The organism is Hymenobacter telluris (assembly GCF_017313265.1).
In the GTDB taxonomy this organism is placed as follows: Bacteria; Bacteroidota; Bacteroidia; order Cytophagales; family Hymenobacteraceae; genus Hymenobacter; species Hymenobacter telluris.
Window position 1 is genome coordinate 149,624 of the sequence record NZ_JAFLQZ010000007.1, and the last position, 17,350, is coordinate 166,973.

Genomic DNA, 17,350 nt, shown 5'->3' on the forward strand with positions numbered 1-17,350 from the left:
TGTGAAGTATGCCGCGTCCCCTTCAAAAATCCGGCGACGCTACCGCAAAGGTCGGACTTGTCAGGGAATATTAAGGTGAGATGGTGAAATAGTGAAATGGTGAGTTTGATGTTCCGGTTGCGCGAACCGAGCAGACAGAATGTCAGCACATCAAACTCACCATTTCACCATCTCACTATTTCACCACCTCACCTACACCTTGCGGTGCTGGATGGCGGCTTTCACGAAGCGCACAAACAGTGGGTGCGGGTTCTGAACGGTGCTTTTCAGCTCGGGGTGAAACTGGCCGGCCACAAACCACGGGTGGTTCGGTAGCTCCACCACTTCCACCAGCCCCGTGCTGGGGTTGATGCCCGAGGGAATCATGCCGGCGTCCTCGAATTGCTGGAGGTACTGGTTGTTGAATTCGTAGCGGTGGCGGTGCCGCTCACTGATGTGGTTGCGGCCGTAGGCTTTGGCTGCTTTCGAGCCGCGGCGCAACTCACAATCGTAGGCCCCGAGGCGCATGGTGCCGCCTTTCTGGGTGATATTCTTCTGCTCCTCCATCATGGCAATGACGGGGGCGGTGGTCTGCGGGTGCATTTCAGTGGAGGAAGCTTCCTTCAGGCCCAGCACGTTGCGGGCAAATTCCACCACGGCCACCTGCATACCCAGGCAGATACCGAAGAACGGAATGTTGTTTTCGCGCACGTGCTTCACGGCCAGAATCTTGCCCTCGAAGCCCCGCTCCCCGAAGCCCGGCGCTACCAACACGCCATCCACGCCGTGCAGCAGCTGCGCAATGTTGTCTTCGTTGATGTGGTCACTCTGGATGCTGCGCACCGTCACCTTGCACTCGTTTTGGGCGCCGGCATGCACGAAGGCTTCGTTGATGGATTTGTAGGCGTCGGGCAGCTCTACGTACTTGCCCACCAGCGCAATCGTAATTTCCTCGGTTGGGTTCTTGAGGCGGCCCAGGAAGTCTTTCCAGGCCTCCAGGTCGGGCTGGGCTGCGCTGCTTTGCAGCTTCAGCTTCTTGATAACCCGCTCGTCGAGGTGCTCTTTGAGCATGAGCAAAGGCACGGAGTAGATGCTGTCCGCGTCCAGACTCTCGATAACGGAATTGATGTTGACGTTGCAGAACAGGGCAATCTTGCGGCGCATCTCGGCCGGAATGGGGTACTCGGAGCGGCACACCAGAATATCGGGCTGCAGGCCGGCGCTGCGCAGGTCGCGCACCGAGTGCTGGGTTGGCTTGGTTTTCAGCTCCCCGGCCGCCTTGAGGTAGGGTAGCAGGGTAAGGTGAATCACGAGGGAGCTGCTTTCGGGCAGTTCCCAGCGCAGCTGCCGCACCGATTCCACAAACGGCAAACTCTCGATGTCGCCAATGGAGCCCCCGATTTCGGTAATCACCACGTCGAACTCGCCGGTTTGGCCGAGCAGCAGCATGCGCCGCTTGATTTCGTCGGTGATGTGCGGCACCACTTGCACGGTCTTGCCCAGGTAAGCACCTTCGCGCTCCTTGCTGATAACGTGGTTGTAGATGCGGCCCGTCGTGACGTTGTTGGCCTGCGAGGTGGGCACGTTCAGGAACCGCTCGTAGTGGCCTAGGTCGAGGTCGGTTTCGGCGCCGTCGTCGGTTACATAACACTCGCCGTGCTCATAGGGGTTGAGCGTGCCGGGGTCGATGTTGATGTAGGGGTCGAACTTCTGGATGGTGACGCGGAAGCCGCGGGCTTGCAGAAGTTTGGCCAGGGAGGCGGAAATGATGCCTTTGCCCAGCGAGGAAGTCACTCCACCGGTGACGAAAATGTACTTGGCCGTTGCAGCCGTGGGGGTAGGGGTTCGGTCTGGCATAACGGGAAACAAAGTTAGGGGATATATCCGGGGCAATCCACGAAACTTTGTGCTACGCGCGAGAAGATGTAGTTAGAAGCTAGGAGTTGAGGGAGCTAGAAGAAGGCTGCAAGAACATGGCTCCCCTCCTTTTTTCAAGGAGGGGCTGGGGGTGGTAAAATCGTTGAACGACTGTTAGAACTAGTTTCCTAACCCTAGTTAACCACCCCTAACCCACGCCGCTTGATGCGCGGAATTTGAAAAAAGGAGGGGAGCTAGACGTTAGCTTCTGGCTTCTAACTACTAGCTCCTAGCTCCTCACATTACGCTTGCTTGGGCTCTGGGCCGCGGAATACGTCGGTGCCTTTTACCTCGGGCAGCTTTACGGGGCGGTTTTCCCGGGCTGATTGGTAGATGGCGTCCATGATGCGGTGGTCTTGGAGGCCTTCCTCGCCGGGCGTGTGGGGCTGCTTGTTTTCCAGGATGCACTCCGAAAAGTGGTCCATTTCGGCGGCAAACTGGTTTTTGGCGGGAATGGTAATCTGGTTTTGCATCTTGGCCTCGCCCTCGGCGTGGGAAGTTTTCAGCTGCTGGCCGGTGTAGGCATAGGCGTTGTCGAGGTGGAGCCAGCCCCGCTCGGTGTTCACGCGGTAGTAGCGCGAGTCGTGGGTGTTGTAGTGCGTGATGCTGTCCACCACAATGCCGCCGGGGAAGCGCAGCTGGAACGTCATCATCTCCTCGACTTCCTTGAACAGCGGGTTGCCGGGCGTGCTGTACGAGTGGGCAAATACCTCGGTAGGCTCGGTGCCGAGCAGGAAGCGAGACGTGTTGAGGCAATACAAACCGATGTCGGGGAGGGCGCCGCCGCCGGCCAGATCCTTCTTGTGGCGCCAGTGGTCGGGGTTGGCGGAGCTTTGGCTGTTCTGGGCCTGGATGTATTTCACCTTGCCAAATTTGGCGTCCCGAATCATGTCGCGCACCTGGCGGTTGTAGGGCTCGTACTGAATGCGGTAGGCCACCATCAGCTTCACGTTGGCTTGCTTGCAGGCGGCAATCATCAGCTCGCACTCCTTGGCGGAATTGGCCATGGGCTTCTCACAGAGGATGTGCTTGCCGGTTTTGGCGCCGCGAATCACGTATTCGGCGTGCAGGGAATTGGGCAGCACAATGTAAATGGCCTGCACGTCGGGGTTGTCTTTCAGCTTCTCGTAATCCTGGTAGCTGTAGCAGCTTTCGGGCTTGATGCCGTACTGTTGGGCCACTTTCTTGAGCTTCTCGGGCGAGCCGCTGACCAGCGCCACCGGCTTCGATTTTTTACATTCGCCAAACGCCGGCAGTAGCTCTTCCAGCGTGAGGTGGCCGAGCCCTACCAGCGCATAGCCCACCCGCTTGTCGGGCGGCAGCGGCGTAGGCACCGGCCCCGATTTCGGGTCCACGTCGGATTTCCAGGCTTCCAACTCAATCGGTTTGTCTAGCCCGGCAGGCACTTTGGCTGGCGGCGACACTGCTTCGGAGGAAGGTACTTGCTGGCCGCTGGGGGCAGTGTAGATGGTGCTGGCATCTACCTCCGACGCGGGCGTGCCGGTGGTAGGCGTGGCCGCCGCTGTGGCCTTGGCGGGCCCATCGGACTGGCAGCTGGCGAGGGTGCCGGCCGCCACGCCCACGGCCAGGCCGCGGCCGGCTAAGTTCAGAAATTCTTTGCGCGACACTTCCTGGCCGGCGTGGCGCAACACCGTGTTTAATAGTTCGTTGGTGAAAGACATGGAAACAGGAATGCAGGTGGTTGATTACAAGAAGAGTGTACTGTATGGCGAGCAGGAAGTTGCTCACTGGCCGAGTGAAAACAGCTAGGACCATCGAAGCTGAACGGCTATAACCCCCTGGCCTTCACGCTGTCCGCACTTTTATTTGCCTGCTCTTTTGCCTCTCTCACAAGTCCTTTGCAAACAGCTTGGTACCCGGCCAGTGCCAACACCAACAGTTGAATACAAGGCAGTGCTTATATTTGCCTCCGCATAAGCGCACCAATCACCCGATGGAAATAAAAGCCTAAGGCCCTATCTGGCGCATCTGTCTGCCTTCCGCCCTCCGCGGAACAGCCCCGACGCCACTTCTTTCCAGACTGCCGCATCGCACGGTGCTGGCGGCCCCACCTGGTACTACTGATGTAAGCCAGTTTTCGGCGTGACTATCGGCGCACCGGGAGTTTTTCTTCTGCCGCGCGCGCGCATCCAACCACAATTTCTCGGCTACCTCCCTGACGCAATCTGGTAGCTCCGGCACGCCCGTCGTTTTTCGAATGCTGGAAAAACGCCGCGGCACATCTGCTTCCCCGACGGCGCATCCTCGCTCGTCGGCTTGATTCCCGTTTCCTGCGCTTTCCTTCCTGGCTATATGAGTATTGTCGTTCACTCCCTTTCCTATTCCCACCCCGACCGGACACTTTTGTTTGAAAACCTGCATCTAACCGTTGGCAAAGGCGAAAAAGCGTCGTTGGTGGGCAACAACGGCGTGGGCAAATCCACCTTGCTCCAGCTGATTGCCGGCCGCCTGAGGCCCTCAGCGGGCGAAATTGTGTTGTCGTCGGTGCCCTACTACGTGCCCCAGCACATGGGCCAGTACGACCACCTCTCGGTGGCACAAGCCGTGGGGGTTGCCGAGAAATTACGCGCCCTGCACGCCATCCTGAACGGCGACGCCTCAGCGGAAAACTTTACTGTTCTCAACGATGATTGGGGGCTGGAAGAAAGAGTGCAAGCTGCCTTGGCATACTGGCGTTTAGCGCATCTGAGCCTAGAGCAGCCCATGCACACGCTGAGCGGCGGCGAGAAAACCAAGGTATTTCTGGCGGGCATTCTTATGCAGGAGCCTGCCATTGTGTTGCTCGATGAGCCATCCAACCACTTGGATGCCGCCAGCCGGACGCAGCTTTACGAGTTCATCCGGCGCAGCAAAGAAACCGTGCTAGTAGTAAGCCACGACCGAACCTTGCTGAACTTCCTGGACACCACCTTGGAGCTTAGTAAAAACGCCGTGGAGGTGTATGGCGGCAACTACAGTTTCTACAAGGAGCAGAAGCAGGGCCAGTTGGCGGCCTTACAGGCGCATGTGGGTGAGCAGGAAAAAACGCTCAAGCAAACCCAGCAAAAGGCGCGCGACCTGGCCGAGCAGCGCCAGAAGCTGGAAGCCCGCGGCAAAGCCCAGCAACACAAGAAAGGGCTGCCGCGCATTGTAGCTGGCAACCTGAAGATTCAGGCCCAGCAAAGCTCGGCCCAGCAGAAAGAGGTGCAAAACGAGAAAATAACGGCCGTTGCCGACCATCTGACCCAGCTCAGAACCCTGATTCAGGAGCAAAGCATGCTGCGAACAGATCTGCGGAAATCGACGCTGCACCACGGTAAGATCTTACTGGATGCCAGGGCCCTCACTTATGCTTACGGGGCACGGGTGCTTTGGCCGGAACCACTGAATTTCCAAGTTCGCTCAGGCGACAGAATCCGGATTGCCGGCAACAACGGCAGCGGCAAAACCACCCTGTTGCATCTGCTGCTGGGCAGTACGCTGCCGACTATAGGGGAGGTGCTACGCGCCGATTTTCACGCCGTATACCTCGACCAGGAATATTCCTTGGTAAACGCTCAATTGTCAGTGTTCGAGCAGGTGCAGCGCTTCAACGACCGGCACCTGCCGGAGCACGAGGTGAAAACGCTGCTGCACTACCACCAGTTTCCGAGCGAAACCTGGGACCGGAAATGCGCGGGCCTGAGCGGCGGCGAGAAAATGAAGCTGGTTCTTTGCTGTCTGGTAGTCAGCAACAACACGCCTGATTTGTTGGTGCTGGACGAGCCCACCAACAACCTCGACGTGCATAGCCAAGAGGTACTCACAGCTGCCGTAAAGGACTTTACTGGCGCGGTGGTGGTGGTTTCGCACGACCAATACTTCATCAACGAAATCGGCATCAACCAGCACATTCAGCTTGCCTAACCCCTAACGGGTGCTGTTAGCTGGTCTGAGCGGGGGCATAAATTTTTGGGTAGGTTGAAAAGGGCAAGGCTTTTACTGAAGTTGCAGAAGTTTCTGCCTGTTAGTTTTCCCAATGCCGTTTTCACTGTTTTCGCGTCGCCTGCTGGTTGCGGGTGTGGTTCTTGTGTTCACCCACCTGGCAGCGGCCCAAACGCCCGTCCCCACGCCGCCGGCGCCCGTTAATACGGCGTGGCTGGAGAAGCTGTTGCGCGAATCGGTGGTGTTGCGGCAGCACCACGTGGGCGTATGCGTTACTGATGCCAACACCGGCCAGAAAGTGGTGGAGTGGAACGCCGATAAGTATTTCACGCCGGCCAGCGTGATGAAAATGTTCAGCTTGTACACCGGCCTGCACCTGCTGTCCGACTCGTTGCCCAGCCTGCGCTACGTGGTGCGCCACGACAGCCTCATCTTCTGGGGAACCGGCGACCCGACCTTGCTGCACGGCGACGTGCCAAGCCGCCGGGCGCTGGATTTTCTGCGCACCCGCCCCGAAAAACTGTTCTACGCCGAAATTCCGAGTGTAACGCCCTACGGCCCCGGCTGGACCTGGGACGATTACAACTACTACTACCAGCCCGAGCGGGGCGCTTTTCCGGTGTACGGCCACACGGTGCGCTTTTATGCCACTGCCGGCCAGCCCCGGCCCCGCGTGTACCCCCGCTTCTTCCGCAGCCTGACCGAGCCCGTACCCGCCGGCACCCCCAATCCGGCTGACGACCATATCCGCCGCCCGGAGCTGGAAAATCGATTTTCTTATTTCCCTATCACCCAGAAATGGGTGGACGAAACGCCCTTCCGGACGAGCCCCACGCTACTGCTGCAACTGCTCCAAGACACCCTGCACCGCCCCATTGGTACGGTGCCATTCCGGCTGCGCACTCAGGATAGTGTGCAGGTGCTGCGCGGCTTGCCCGCCGACTCGTTGTACCGCCGCATGTTGCAGGTGAGCGACAATTTCCTGGCCGAGCAGCTCCTGCTGATGTGTTGCAGCCGCCTCGGCAACGACTCGCTGAGTACCATCCGGCCCATCCGCGTCATGCGCACGCTGTTCCTGGCCGACCTGCCCGACGCGCCCCGCTGGGTGGATGGCTCCGGCCTTTCGCGCCTCAACCTGGTTACGCCCCGCGCCATGACCAGCCTGCTGCTGAAGCTGCACCAAGAAGTACCCGAAAAACGCCTGCTTGGCTTGCTGGCGACGGGTGGGGGCCACGGCACGCTGCGCCGCCGCTACCGCCCGGTGGTGCAAGGCCGCCCGTGGCTGTGGGGCAAAACTGGTACGCTCACCAACAACCACAACGTGGTAGGCTACCTGCGTACCAACTCGGGTCGCTTGCTGGCCTTCAGCTTCCTCAACAACAACATCCCCGGCAACGACGCCCCCGTGCGCAGCGAGATGGAAAAAATCTTAACCCAGGTGCGGGAACGGCTGTAGCAAGCCTGCCTGTACACATTCCATAAGATGATATACACTATAAAAAAGGCCCCTTGCCTTGTGGTAATTCTGTGGTTGGGAGCCGCTGCCTGCCAGTCCAACAGCACCAAAAGTGAAACCGACACGCCTGCCACTGCGGCCACGGCGCCGACGCAGAAAGCAACGCCCGGTGAAAAAACTGCCAATAGCGCTGCTTACGTTTCGGCCACTCCTGATTCTGCGCAGCAGTTAGCGCCATTCATTCCGGCGGGCTACAAGCTGCTTGACGCCACCAGCGGCGACCTGAACCTAGATGCCTTGCCCGACAAGGTGCTGGTGCTTCAGAAACTAAATGCCGACACCACCACGATGGGCGACACGCTCAACCGGCCACTATTGCTATTGATTGGTGAGCCCAACCACCGCTACCGGCTGGCCGCCCGCAACGAGCGGGCGGTTATGTGCAGCAGTTGCGGCGGCATGATGGGCGACCCGTATCAGGGCATCACCATTAAAAAAGGCTTCTTTTCCGTCGAGCATTACGGCGGCAGCGCCTGGCGATGGACGCACATTACCACCTTCAAGTACGCCCCCGTCGACCAGCAATGGTACCTGCACCGCGAAGGCGGCGACAGTTTCCACGCCGCCGACCCCGAGAAAGTGGAAACTCACATCGAAACCACCAAGGACTTCGGCCGCATTGCCTTCCCTGACTATGATTATGAGGCGCGGCTAGCGGAATAGCTGCGGCCGACACCCTCTACCTCACGAGGCTGGCACTGCCCCAACCACTCCCTCGCCCCCAAACTTGGTTCCGGCTGCTACCCGCTGTTTCCGCCGGCCAAATCCTTTCAAAACTGCCTCGCAGTCTATGCGGCAAGCCACCAGCAACAAGTCGGCGAAAACCTGGTAGCTTAGTCTATCAACTATACCTTATAGCTACTATGCCTATCCTACACGCTGAAGTTCAGGTAGCGGGAGTTCGGGCCACCTGCCGGTATACGCACCACTCCCTCTGGCAGGGTACCGACTACGAGGGCCGACCCAGCACCGAGGTGCGCAGTGGGCTGGTTAAGCTGACGTTCGATGGGGAAGTAGCCCTGGCCGACGTATGGGCCGAATTAGGACTCGACTCCTTTCGGCGCGTGAGTGGGCACCTGGCTTTTTTTCACGAAGCGGGCCACACGGCGCAACGCCTTACCTTTTATGATGCCTACTGCGTGCATTATGCAGTCCGGTTCGACGCACGTGGGCAGTCCAGCCAGTCTTCCGTGGAAACCGACCTTCCGTGGAAACCGACGTGCATTTTTCGGCGGCGGCTATAGATCTGAACGGTGCCCGTCTTGAAAACCACACTCGCCTGTGGTGGGAGAAAGACCCGATAACGCGCTTCAACGCCCTCACGCAGCCAGCCGCCTTGCTTCCCTCGCCCGGTTTGCGGGTGGTGCCTCTTGCCCCGTTGCCAGCGGCGGCTGTCGCCCCGCCCGTCGTTGCATTCAAACCGCCCAAAACAGCACTTGATCCTACACGAAAGCCGCCGTACGCACCCACTATTGCGAAGTGGTACCGCAAAGGCGGCATGATTGAGCAGCTAAATAACGGCGACTGGAAATACACCGATTGGGAACATAACTCGGTAGTATATGAGGGAGAGTTTCCCAACTTTGGTCCACATGAACGCCAACAAGTTGATATACCCGATATGCAAGGCAATTGTACAACTGATTACATAGCCGCAAATCGGCTGGCACCTAAGGGAAAAATTTTAAAGAATAATACGTGGCATCATCATCAAAACTTGAGGACTATGCAGGAAGTACCTGAAGAAGTCCATGCTCGGTTTACTCACTTTGGTGCCCGGTCTATTATAAAGGCTCAAAACAGTTCACAACTGCGAGCTTCAAAAACTTCAAAACCCTCCAAAATCAACAGAAAAGGCGATGCTTGACATTATTCCAAACGGCCGAGCTAACGAACAAGAGGTTAAGGCTCTTGAGCAGACATTGGGCTTCTCTTTACCTGAAGACTATTACTCTTTTCTATTAGAACATAATGGGGGTGAGGTAAAAGACTACCAGTCATTTTTCGTAAGAGGATTAGCACAAGAGGTTTTGATGCACGTCTTTTTTGGCGTTAACCAGCCCATTCGAAGTCAGAATGTGCAATTTTGGGCAAATGAATTTCAGGAAGACTTGCAAGAGGATGCTTTCATTTTTGGCCGGGAACCAGGGGGGGCATTATTGACCTATATCACAACTGGCGAAGACAAAGGAGTGTATCTGTGGGACCACGCGCATTTTTTTCCGCAATCCAGCGAAGAAGACGGCAACACGTACTTTGTGGCTGACTCGTTTGCTGACTTCTGTGCCCAACTCAAACCCTTTGTTGAATCAGAGTAATATCTGACAACATGCAGCTGCGCCTTTAACCATGAAGCTGTTTAGGAAATATGCAAAATCGAGAAAGACGGTTATGCTGAGCGCAGCCGAAGCATCTCTACCGCTTCGTTCGGGCTACTCAACGAAGCGGTAGAGATGCTTCGACAAGCTCAGCATGACCGTCGAACAACTTCCTAAACAGCTTCCTTATAAAATTCCTACTGCCCCGACCATTACCGCAAGGATAATGATCAGGGCAGTGGGGAGTGGAAGCAACCGATGAGTTGTTACTTCTTGCTTGCTGCACTGACTTTATCAGAGACAAATCCGTGGTCGGTGCCTGGCGGGTAAGGGATGTACAACCGTTCCCACGTATCACCTTCTAGTAGCTCCCAACTGTGGCCAGGGCCTTTGGTGTCCTCCGCCAGGAGAATAACGCCCGGCTCGACAATAAAGGTGTCGCCGTTGCTCACCATAAAGCGCAATTTGCCTTTCAAGGTGACAACAAACTGTGTGCAAGGAGCGGGGTGAGGCTTATGTTCGTTGCTTATTTCGGTCTTGCCAAAGAAATAAGTGGCCGCTATGTGCGCTTTAATCGGAAGTTTACCTACCTCAAATGAGCACCGCTCCTCATCCGTGTTGATAAGTCGGATAGCTCTGAGGTACTGTGGCTCCCTGTTCTCGTCTGCTTCCATATGTTTTTTCAGTAGGTCTGCGCTACTTTGGCCTACTGGCCTACTATGTATGCTGGATTTGTAGGCAACTACGCAATAAGGAAATTACTTGATGTGGCGTGCCACTGCTGCTTGCAAGGCGTCGCCGCGCAGGTTGGTGGCAATAATTTTGCCGTTGGGGTCTATCAGAAAGTTCTGCGGAATGGCCCGCACATGGTAGCGCACGGCCACTTCACTGTCCATGCCCTTTAAGTCCGAAACCTGCGTCCAGGCCAGTTGGTCGTCCTGAATGGCTTTCAGCCATTTGCCGCGCCCTTTCTCGTCGTCGAGCGACACGCTTAGGATGTCGAAGTTGCGGTTTTTGTATTCGTTGTACACCTTGGTCATGTTGGGGTTTTCGGCCCGGCAGGGGCCACACCAAGAAGCCCAGAAATCCACTAGCACATACTTGCCGCGGTAATCGGCCAACGATACTATCCGGCCGTCGGGTGTCTTCTGCGTAAAATCAGGAGCTTTGGCGCCAACAGAAACGTCCTTGAGGCTCTCCAGCATTTCACCGTAGGCCTTGCCTTCTGTAGTGCTTTTCACGGAAGGAGCTAGCGTACTATACAACGCCATTATTTCTGTGTAATCCGGAACGGGCCCCGCTGCTTCCTTCAGCGCCTCTAAGCTCTCATAGGAACTGGGGTTGGCTTTAACAAAAGCTATTAATTCGTTGCGGTGAGCTTCGCGCAGTTGCTCACGCTTTTTGTCGAGAATGGCGCTCTGGGCTTTATCATATTTTTCAACGGCTGCCACCACGGCTGGGTCATTGGGCAACTGAGTGCCCCGGGTTGCGGCTTTAATAATCTGAAGCCGGTCGTTGTAGACGCGGCCATCTGGGCTATTGCGGATGGTTGGAGTTAGTGCAGCGTAGAGTGGTGCTACTTCTGCGTACTGCGGAATGGGGCCGCCTATCAGTTCCAGCATATAAAGGCTCACGGGCGAGCCGGGGTTGGCTTTGATATGAGTTTTGAGCTGTCGGAGTTGCTCTTGTATAAGCACTTTCTTCTGTGCGTCCAAACGCTTAGTGACTTCTGTTGGCTGCAGCTCGGGTGCCTCCGGATATTGTGCCTCCAGCGCCTCCAGCTTATCGTTAATAGGCTGAAGGGCATCCAATAGCCTGCGGTGTTCTCTAGCATTCTTTAGGGAATCCGGGCTGGTAAATACCGCTACCTCCGGCCCCAGAAAAAAGAAAGCGCGGTCTATAGCAGGGCTACGCATGGCGTCGGCCAGCTTCCCATTGTGTGCCAGTAGCACCATCGTGGACATGGGATTGTCTACTGTGCCTGTCAGCTCAAAAGCCCCGTTGTGCAAAGTGGCCGATTGATGGAATATGCCATCCTGCAACAGGAAAATTTTGGCGGGCGGGTTCAGCTTGCCAATAGTACCCTTGAGCGTGAAAGATGTAGCCTGCTGGGCGCTAACAGAGAATCCCAGTAAGAGCAGTAAACCAAGCAGGTACGTTCTCATAGCAGTGGATTATAAACGAGTATAAAAAACCAACTATATATAGGCCATTTTGTTGCCAAAAGTCTTCCTGCATACCCCGAATTTAGGTGTCGGTATGCGCCTTACGTAGCCTGTCAATGGCCTGCATTATCTTCTGCTTTTTCGCCGGATAGTATGACGGCGGTTGGCGGCCTTTTTCAAAGCCTTGCGTTGGGTGGCCGCCTTATCAGACTGCGCAAGCATAATCCGTACTATTCCTAATACTACAAAGGCGCCGCCAAGCCAATAGAGCAGGGCGGGTGTGCCGGTATGTCCAGGGTAGGCGAAGTTGTTAACGCCTCTATATGTTAGGGTAGCGCCTAAAGCAAGAAAGAACAAGCCCGGCCAAAACAGAATAGCGTTTCGGTGGCCTACTATTCTCTTCAAGCTCCCCATCCAGTTGTCTGCGGGCATAGTAGTAGTATCTATCGAGAGCAACTAAAAAGACCGTCATGCAAGGCGTAGCGCGGCACAACGGTCTTTCTAATGAAGCAGAAACCACTAGGGTTCATGCAGCTTAGTATAGCACCCGGAACTTGATGGTGTGCTCTACTTTGCGCAACTCGCCGATTACCTCCTGGTCGTATTGCTTGTCGATGTCGGTTATCACGTAGCCGATGTGCTCGTTGGTTTTCAGGTACTGCCCCAGGATGTTGACGTGGTGCTGAGCCAGCACGTTGTTGATGCGGGCCAGCACGCCGGGCACGTTGGCGTGGATGTGGATGAGGCGGTGGGCCTGCTGCTCGGGCAGCTGAATGTTGGGGAAATTGACGCTCTGCTGGGTGTTGCCGGAGTTGATGTACTGCATGATGCGCTCCGGCACAAACTCGGCAATGTTGCGCTGCGCCTCGGCCGTGCTGCCGCCAATATGGGGCGTGAGCAGCACGTTGGGCAGGCCGCGCAGTTCACTCTCGAAGCTCTCCTGGTTGGTTTTGGGCTCGTACGGAAACACGTCGACGGCGGCACCGCCCAGGTGGCCCGAGCGGAGCACATCGGCCAGCGCCGAAATGTCTACAATGTGGCCGCGGCTGTTGTTGAGCAGCAGCGCGCCGGGCTTCATCATGGCCAGCTCGGCGGCCCCGAAGAGGTTGGTGTTTTCTTTGCGGCCGTCTACGTGCAGGGTTACTACGTCGGCTTGGCGCAGCAACTCTTCCAGGGTGCGGCACTTCACCGCGTTGCCCAGTTGCAGCTTCTCGGCCACGTCATAGTACACTACCTTCATGCCCACGGCTTCGGCTACCACCGAGAGCTGGCTGCCAATGTTGCCGTAGCCCACAATACCAAGCGTTTTGCCCCGGATTTCAAACGAGCCACTCGCCGACTTGTCCCACTCGCCGCGGTGCATTTTGGGGTTCTTATCCGGAATGCGGCGGGCCAGCATAATGATTTCGCCCAAGGCCAGCTCCACCACCGAGCGGGTGTTGCTGAACGGGGCGTTGAACACGGCCACGCCCTTTTTCATGCAGCCCGTGAGGTCAATCTGGTTGGTGCCGATGCAGAACGCACCCACCGCAATGAGGCGGTTGGCGGCTTCCAGCACGCGCGGCGTCACGTTGGTTTTGCTGCGGATGCCCAGGATGCTCACGCCTTCAATGTGCTGCACCAATTCGTCTTCGTCGAGGCCACCGGTAATGGTTTCCACTTGGTAGCCTTCTTGGCGGAACAGTTCAGCGGCGCGGGCGTCGGGGTTTTCGAGCAGCAGCACCTTGATGCGGTTTTTAGGATACGAAAGGGTCATCGGAAGCTTGTTCTGGTAGAGAAATTCGTCGAAAGAAGGCAGCACTTCATCGGCGCGGGCCACTACGGCGTCGCGGGTTACGTTTTCGGTGAAGGCGTAAAAGCGGTTGGCCAAGCCAGCCTCCCGGATTTGGTAATCGGTGTAGCCGTCGCCGAGCACGTACACGTCGCCAAGGAGGTCGAGCTGCCGGAGCTGTTCGATCTTGCCCCCGTCGCGGCTCAGGATGTTGGTAGCGTCGAAACCGTTGATGCTGCCGTCGGGGGCGTAGGTGAACGTGTTGGCCAGCACAAAATCCGAGGCAATGCCGTATTCAGCTACCACTGGCTCAATGAACTCGCGGAAGCCGCTGCTCACGATGTACACCCGCCCCCGGAACTCCTCGAAGAACCCCCGGTTGCGCGCAATACTCTCCGAAACCTTGCCTTTCAGCCGCGCCACCAACGGCGCCAGATGCCGCTGGTGCGCCGGCAGCAGCGCCAGCCGCTGCTTCAACGACTCCGAAAAATTCAGTTCGCCGCTCATGCCCCGGTCGGTGAGGGCCCGGATGGCGCCCACCACTTTTTCCCGGTCGGGGTGGCCTTCCAGCGCAATATCGGCCAGTTCGTCGAGGCCTTCTACTTGGGTAAACGTACTGTCGAAATCAATGATGAGGTACGGAAGCGGTGCGGGGTCGTGCGGCATAATGCAGGCAAGGTAAACCGGAATGCTGGTTCATGCAGGAAAAGCCGAACAAAAATCGGCCACGTATACGCTGCAATCGTTTCTCTGTGAAGAGTATCCCTTAACCAATGCCGGGCCACCAGTTCGTTGAATGAAGTTTGCAGTTCAGTGTTCTGGTGTCCCTTACTACCAACGTATGAAACCTGCCATGCTTGCCGCCTTCGGGCTTTTCGCCGCTCACGTTTGCTACGGGCAAAAAACAGAGTATTCGGGGCACCTGAACTCGGGTGGCTTTGCATACCGGGGAAGTGGAGCAGCCGCTAGCTCGGTGGTTTTGGTGCCCGATATTTATCCTGCAAAGCCCTACACCAATAATCCATACGGTAAGAACCTTGGATTTTCTTACGGGCTGGTCGGGCAGATTCAGCGCGTTACACCAAAGCGTAGCTTGTTTGGCGTGCAGGCGGGCTATGAGGTGCTGCGGAGCCAAGTGGACATCACCGAAATCCTGGCTTTCAGACTGCAAACCCCCGCTTCGGGCCATACTACGCTGGCCAATAAAACCATTACTATGCATCCCTTTTTCGGGCGCCGGCTGGCTCACCAAGTTATCGATTTCGACCTGACAGCGGGGCCGGAATTCGGGTTTGTGCTGTCGGGTCGAGAAGAAATTGATGCCACTGCTCTAGGTGAGAAATTCAATGCGGACAATACCCGCGTCGAGTCCTATCTTGACTTCCGGGCCCGCCTGAATGCAGCCGCGTATTACAAGCATTTCGGCATAACGGCAGGATACTCCAGGGGCCTGACCAACAACTACGGCAACTCCATAGGCATCGACGGCGAAGCGTATTCACAATTCTTTCGGCTGGGGCTGGCGTACCGGCTGTAGCACATATAGCTAAGGCTCGTTGCTGACTGTACTATTGAGAGCGGCAGCATACCCCAAAAACACGCTGACGGGCAGACGATTCCCTAATGGGGTCGTCTGCCCGTCAGCGTGTTCAATTACCCGGCTACTCGGCGGTGGTTACGTGCGTGATGGGCCAGTTCAGCTGCTGGAAAGCTTCTTTGATTAGTTGCCAATCCGGGTCGGTGCCGTGGGCAGAGGTTACTACGGCTTCGTTGGCTGCCAGCGTATCCACTACAAAACCGTGCTCGGTCAGTAACTCACGGGCGGCAACCAGCTGCTCATTGTTGGCCTCCGACGCGAATTGCAGCTCGTGCCGGACTAATTGCGTGTTGTTGGCGGTGGGGTCGTTATGCATAGCGTAGCGGTGAGAAAGTATGTGCTACTGGTATACGGAAACTGACGGTTGGTTGCTGGGCTGAACAGCTAAAATTCCACCGCCAGCGCCCGAAGCCTCCATGAACCCGACCGCCCCACCAGTCAACTCCGCCTAGCTTACCACGGGCTAATGCCCGTTTCGGACGCGTTGTCGTCGCTGAAAAACTGGCTAGTAGGGCCATCCGGGCCCAGTACAGCAGCCTTTACCACGCGTGCGGCAGCATCGGACACGCTGCCGGGGCCGCTGTGGTGGTTGAAGTCGGTGGCGGTGTAGCCGGGGTCTACGGCATTTACCTTGAAGGGCGTGTCGCGTAGCTCGTAGGCCAGCATGATGGTGTAGGCATTCAAGGCGGCTTTGGAAGGCTGGTAGGCGGCCCCTTTCACTGCATAGTATTTCCAGGAAGGGTCGTTGTGCAGCGTCAGGGAGCCCAGGCCCGAGGTTACGTTGACTATCCGAGGTTCAGGTGAAGCTTGCAGCAGGTCGATAAACGCCTGGGTTACCGCAATTACACCGAATACATTCGTTTCAAATACCTGCTTAATCAGAGATACATCGGTGCTTGATGCTGGCTGCACCATACCGCCCAAAATGCCCGCATTATTGATAAGCACATCTAGGGCCTGCGTTTTCTGACCTAGGGTCTGCCGAGCCGCGGCAATGGAGGCGCTGTCGGTTACATCAAGTTGGAGCGGCTCCACAGTGGATAAGCCTTCTGACTGGAGCTGCGCAACGGCTTGCTGGCCTTTTTGCAGGTCGCGGCTGCCGAGGTACACGTAGTAGCCAAGTTGAAGTAGTTGCCGGGCCGTTTCCAGGCCAATGCTTTTGTTGGCGCCGGTAATGAGTGCAGTTTTCATGGGTGCTTGATGAGGTAGATGATGAACGACACAAAGCTACCGGGCCGCTAATGCGTAACTGTTGCCCATTCCGCGGTGTTACTGGTACATTTTCCGGGCGCTGCTGCGGTACTCAGCCGGGGTGCGGCCGGTTTCACGCTTGAAGAAACGGTTGAAATAGGAGGCATCCGCAAACCCAAGGCTGAAGGCAATTTCCTTGAGCGAATCGGATGTGTAAAACAGCAGGCGCCGGGCTTCCAGCACCAGCCGCTCATGAATGTGCTTGATGGCGGGCTTGCCGCTCTGCGCTTTCACCACCTCGCTCAAATGCCCTGCCGACAGATGCAACAACTCTGCATATGCGCCCACTTCGTGCCGCTCCCGGAAACACTCCTCAATCTTGGCCCGGAAGGTTCGTAGCAGCAAATGGTCGGCCGATGGCGCTTGACTGGCATACTGCTCGGTGTATAATCGGCTCAGGTAAGTAAGTAGCACCGTCAGGTGGGCACTTAGCATGCGGTGCTGCCACTCGCCGGGGCGGCGGTACTCGGCTTCCAGCTTTAGTAATTGCTCTTCTATGAAGGCGGTGTCTGCGGCCGTTAAGTTTAGTTGGTGACCGTTGTGCGGATTCTGGATGAGAGGCAGGGTACGCAGGGCCGCGTTTTGCTGCAAGGCCAAAAACTCCTCGGAAAATGTTAGGTGCGTGCTCCACGAAGGAACGGCTTCTTCCTTAACCAGCATCTGGCGCGGCACCGTGAAATAAAGCGTGTTGTCTTGGCGCACGTATGGCATGGCGTCCACCCAGTGGCACCCAGGGCTGTGCCTAACAAACACCAGCAGATAATACGCCTTACGGTGTGGCAGCAGCATGTCGGCCTCGTAAGCCAGCTCGCCTTCCGAGCGAACAATCGTGAGTAGTTTGCTGCCGCTCGCCTCGTCGGGCTTGAACGGATGAACGGGTACTAGCTGCTGGCCATGAAACATATTCATGGC

The 17,350-nt window shown here is 56.8% G+C and carries 15 protein-coding genes; 7 read left to right on the top strand and 8 right to left on the bottom strand.

The features are described 5' to 3' along the window. Nucleotides 1–192: 192 nt before the first annotated feature. Together J0X19_RS12765 and J0X19_RS12770 are read right to left on the bottom strand one after the other, a co-directional pair. Nucleotides 193–1,836, bottom strand: a complete 1,644-nt coding sequence (locus J0X19_RS12765) for a CTP synthase (RefSeq protein WP_206984747.1) — start codon at nucleotides 1,834–1,836, stop codon at nucleotides 193–195. Between the two features lie 302 nt (nucleotides 1,837–2,138). Beyond that, nucleotides 2,139–3,578 carry a Gfo/Idh/MocA family protein gene (locus J0X19_RS12770; RefSeq protein ID WP_206984748.1) on the bottom strand — a complete coding sequence of 480 codons (1,440 nt, stop codon included), beginning with the start codon at nucleotides 3,576–3,578 and terminating at the stop codon, nucleotides 2,139–2,141. 631 nt (nucleotides 3,579–4,209) lie between these two features. Here J0X19_RS12770 and abc-f point away from each other — a divergent pair. The 6 genes from abc-f (at nucleotide 4,210) to J0X19_RS12800 (ending at nucleotide 9,654) form a co-directional block, all read left to right on the top strand. Beyond that, nucleotides 4,210–5,802: a ribosomal protection-like ABC-F family protein gene (gene abc-f / locus J0X19_RS12775; RefSeq protein WP_206984749.1), complete on the top strand. Its 1,593-nt coding sequence runs from the start codon at nucleotides 4,210–4,212 to the stop codon at nucleotides 5,800–5,802. A 112-nt stretch (nucleotides 5,803–5,914) separates the two neighbouring features. Continuing rightward, nucleotides 5,915–7,276 (top strand): D-alanyl-D-alanine carboxypeptidase, encoded by a 1,362-nt coding sequence (locus tag J0X19_RS12780; protein WP_206984750.1) that lies wholly within the window; start codon nucleotides 5,915–5,917, stop codon nucleotides 7,274–7,276. A gap of 27 nt (nucleotides 7,277–7,303) precedes the next feature. Then, nucleotides 7,304–7,999: a hypothetical protein gene (locus tag J0X19_RS12785; RefSeq protein ID WP_206984751.1), complete on the top strand. Its 696-nt coding sequence runs from the start codon at nucleotides 7,304–7,306 to the stop codon at nucleotides 7,997–7,999. A 200-nt stretch (nucleotides 8,000–8,199) separates the two neighbouring features. Beyond that, the gene (tssD, locus tag J0X19_RS12790) at nucleotides 8,200–8,580 is read left to right on the top strand and encodes a type VI secretion system tube protein TssD (protein ID WP_206984752.1); all 381 of its coding nucleotides are present in this window, start codon (nucleotides 8,200–8,202) and stop codon (nucleotides 8,578–8,580) included. Then, nucleotides 8,544–9,203: an HNH endonuclease signature motif containing protein gene (locus J0X19_RS25140; protein WP_206984753.1), complete on the top strand. Its 660-nt coding sequence runs from the start codon at nucleotides 8,544–8,546 to the stop codon at nucleotides 9,201–9,203. The genes tssD and J0X19_RS25140 overlap by 37 nt, the downstream gene beginning before the upstream one ends. Further along, nucleotides 9,196–9,654, top strand: a complete 459-nt coding sequence (locus tag J0X19_RS12800; protein WP_206984754.1) for an SMI1/KNR4 family protein — start codon at nucleotides 9,196–9,198, stop codon at nucleotides 9,652–9,654. Before J0X19_RS25140 ends, J0X19_RS12800 begins: the two co-directional genes overlap by 8 nt. 266 nt (nucleotides 9,655–9,920) lie before the next feature. Here J0X19_RS12800 and J0X19_RS12805 read toward each other — a convergent pair whose 3' ends face one another. From J0X19_RS12805 to serA, 3 genes are all read right to left on the bottom strand, one after another. Next, entirely contained in the window at nucleotides 9,921–10,328 is a 408-nt protein-coding gene (locus J0X19_RS12805) for a cupin domain-containing protein (protein WP_206984755.1), read from the bottom strand. An 84-nt stretch (nucleotides 10,329–10,412) separates the two neighbouring features. Next, nucleotides 10,413–11,819 (bottom strand): AhpC/TSA family protein, encoded by a 1,407-nt coding sequence (locus tag J0X19_RS12810; protein ID WP_206984756.1) that lies wholly within the window; start codon nucleotides 11,817–11,819, stop codon nucleotides 10,413–10,415. Nucleotides 11,820–12,354: 535 nt separating this feature from the next. Continuing rightward, nucleotides 12,355–14,256: a phosphoglycerate dehydrogenase gene (serA, locus tag J0X19_RS12815; protein ID WP_206984757.1), complete on the bottom strand. Its 1,902-nt coding sequence runs from the start codon at nucleotides 14,254–14,256 to the stop codon at nucleotides 12,355–12,357. Between the two features lie 175 nt (nucleotides 14,257–14,431). Here serA and J0X19_RS12820 point away from each other — a divergent pair, with 175 nt between their 5' ends. Beyond that, nucleotides 14,432–15,127 carry a hypothetical protein gene (locus tag J0X19_RS12820; protein ID WP_206984758.1) on the top strand — a complete coding sequence of 232 codons (696 nt, stop codon included), beginning with the start codon at nucleotides 14,432–14,434 and terminating at the stop codon, nucleotides 15,125–15,127. Between the two features lie 124 nt (nucleotides 15,128–15,251). Here the strand turns inward: J0X19_RS12820 and J0X19_RS12825 are convergent, their stop codons facing one another. The 3 genes from J0X19_RS12825 to J0X19_RS12835 all read right to left on the bottom strand — a co-directional run bounded on the left by J0X19_RS12825 (nucleotide 15,252) and on the right by J0X19_RS12835 (nucleotide 17,347). After that, nucleotides 15,252–15,503: a hypothetical protein gene (locus J0X19_RS12825; RefSeq protein ID WP_206984759.1), complete on the bottom strand. Its 252-nt coding sequence runs from the start codon at nucleotides 15,501–15,503 to the stop codon at nucleotides 15,252–15,254. A gap of 137 nt (nucleotides 15,504–15,640) precedes the next feature. After that, complete coding sequence (locus J0X19_RS12830) at nucleotides 15,641–16,378, bottom strand: SDR family oxidoreductase (protein ID WP_206984760.1); 738 nt, start codon at nucleotides 16,376–16,378, stop codon at nucleotides 15,641–15,643. A gap of 78 nt (nucleotides 16,379–16,456) precedes the next feature. After that, the gene (locus J0X19_RS12835; RefSeq protein ID WP_206984761.1) at nucleotides 16,457–17,347 is read right to left on the bottom strand and encodes an AraC family transcriptional regulator; all 891 of its coding nucleotides are present in this window, start codon (nucleotides 17,345–17,347) and stop codon (nucleotides 16,457–16,459) included. Nucleotides 17,348–17,350 lie beyond the last annotated feature (3 nt).

Excerpts from the sequence above, each read along its gene's own strand:
- J0X19_RS12805 (WP_206984755.1), bottom strand. The coding sequence starts at position 10,328 with ATGGAAGCAGACGAGAACAGGGAGCCACAGTACCTCAGAGCTATCCGA.
- J0X19_RS12780 (WP_206984750.1), top strand. The coding sequence starts at position 5,915 with ATGCCGTTTTCACTGTTTTCGCGTCGCCTGCTGGTTGCGGGTGTGGTT.
- J0X19_RS12770 (WP_206984748.1), bottom strand. The coding sequence starts at position 3,578 with ATGTCTTTCACCAACGAACTATTAAACACGGTGTTGCGCCACGCCGGC.
- J0X19_RS12825 (WP_206984759.1), bottom strand. The coding sequence starts at position 15,503 with ATGCATAACGACCCCACCGCCAACAACACGCAATTAGTCCGGCACGAG.
- abc-f (WP_206984749.1), top strand. The coding sequence starts at position 4,210 with ATGAGTATTGTCGTTCACTCCCTTTCCTATTCCCACCCCGACCGGACA.
- J0X19_RS12830 (WP_206984760.1), bottom strand. The coding sequence starts at position 16,378 with ATGAAAACTGCACTCATTACCGGCGCCAACAAAAGCATTGGCCTGGAA.
- J0X19_RS12785 (WP_206984751.1), top strand. The coding sequence starts at position 7,304 with ATGATATACACTATAAAAAAGGCCCCTTGCCTTGTGGTAATTCTGTGG.
- J0X19_RS12820 (WP_206984758.1), top strand. The coding sequence starts at position 14,432 with ATGAAACCTGCCATGCTTGCCGCCTTCGGGCTTTTCGCCGCTCACGTT.
- J0X19_RS12810 (WP_206984756.1), bottom strand. The coding sequence starts at position 11,819 with ATGAGAACGTACCTGCTTGGTTTACTGCTCTTACTGGGATTCTCTGTT.
- J0X19_RS12835 (WP_206984761.1), bottom strand. The coding sequence starts at position 17,347 with ATGAATATGTTTCATGGCCAGCAGCTAGTACCCGTTCATCCGTTCAAG.
- J0X19_RS12800 (WP_206984754.1), top strand. The coding sequence starts at position 9,196 with ATGCTTGACATTATTCCAAACGGCCGAGCTAACGAACAAGAGGTTAAG.
- tssD (WP_206984752.1), top strand. The coding sequence starts at position 8,200 with ATGCCTATCCTACACGCTGAAGTTCAGGTAGCGGGAGTTCGGGCCACC.
- J0X19_RS12765 (WP_206984747.1), bottom strand. The coding sequence starts at position 1,836 with ATGCCAGACCGAACCCCTACCCCCACGGCTGCAACGGCCAAGTACATT.
- serA (WP_206984757.1), bottom strand. The coding sequence starts at position 14,256 with ATGCCGCACGACCCCGCACCGCTTCCGTACCTCATCATTGATTTCGAC.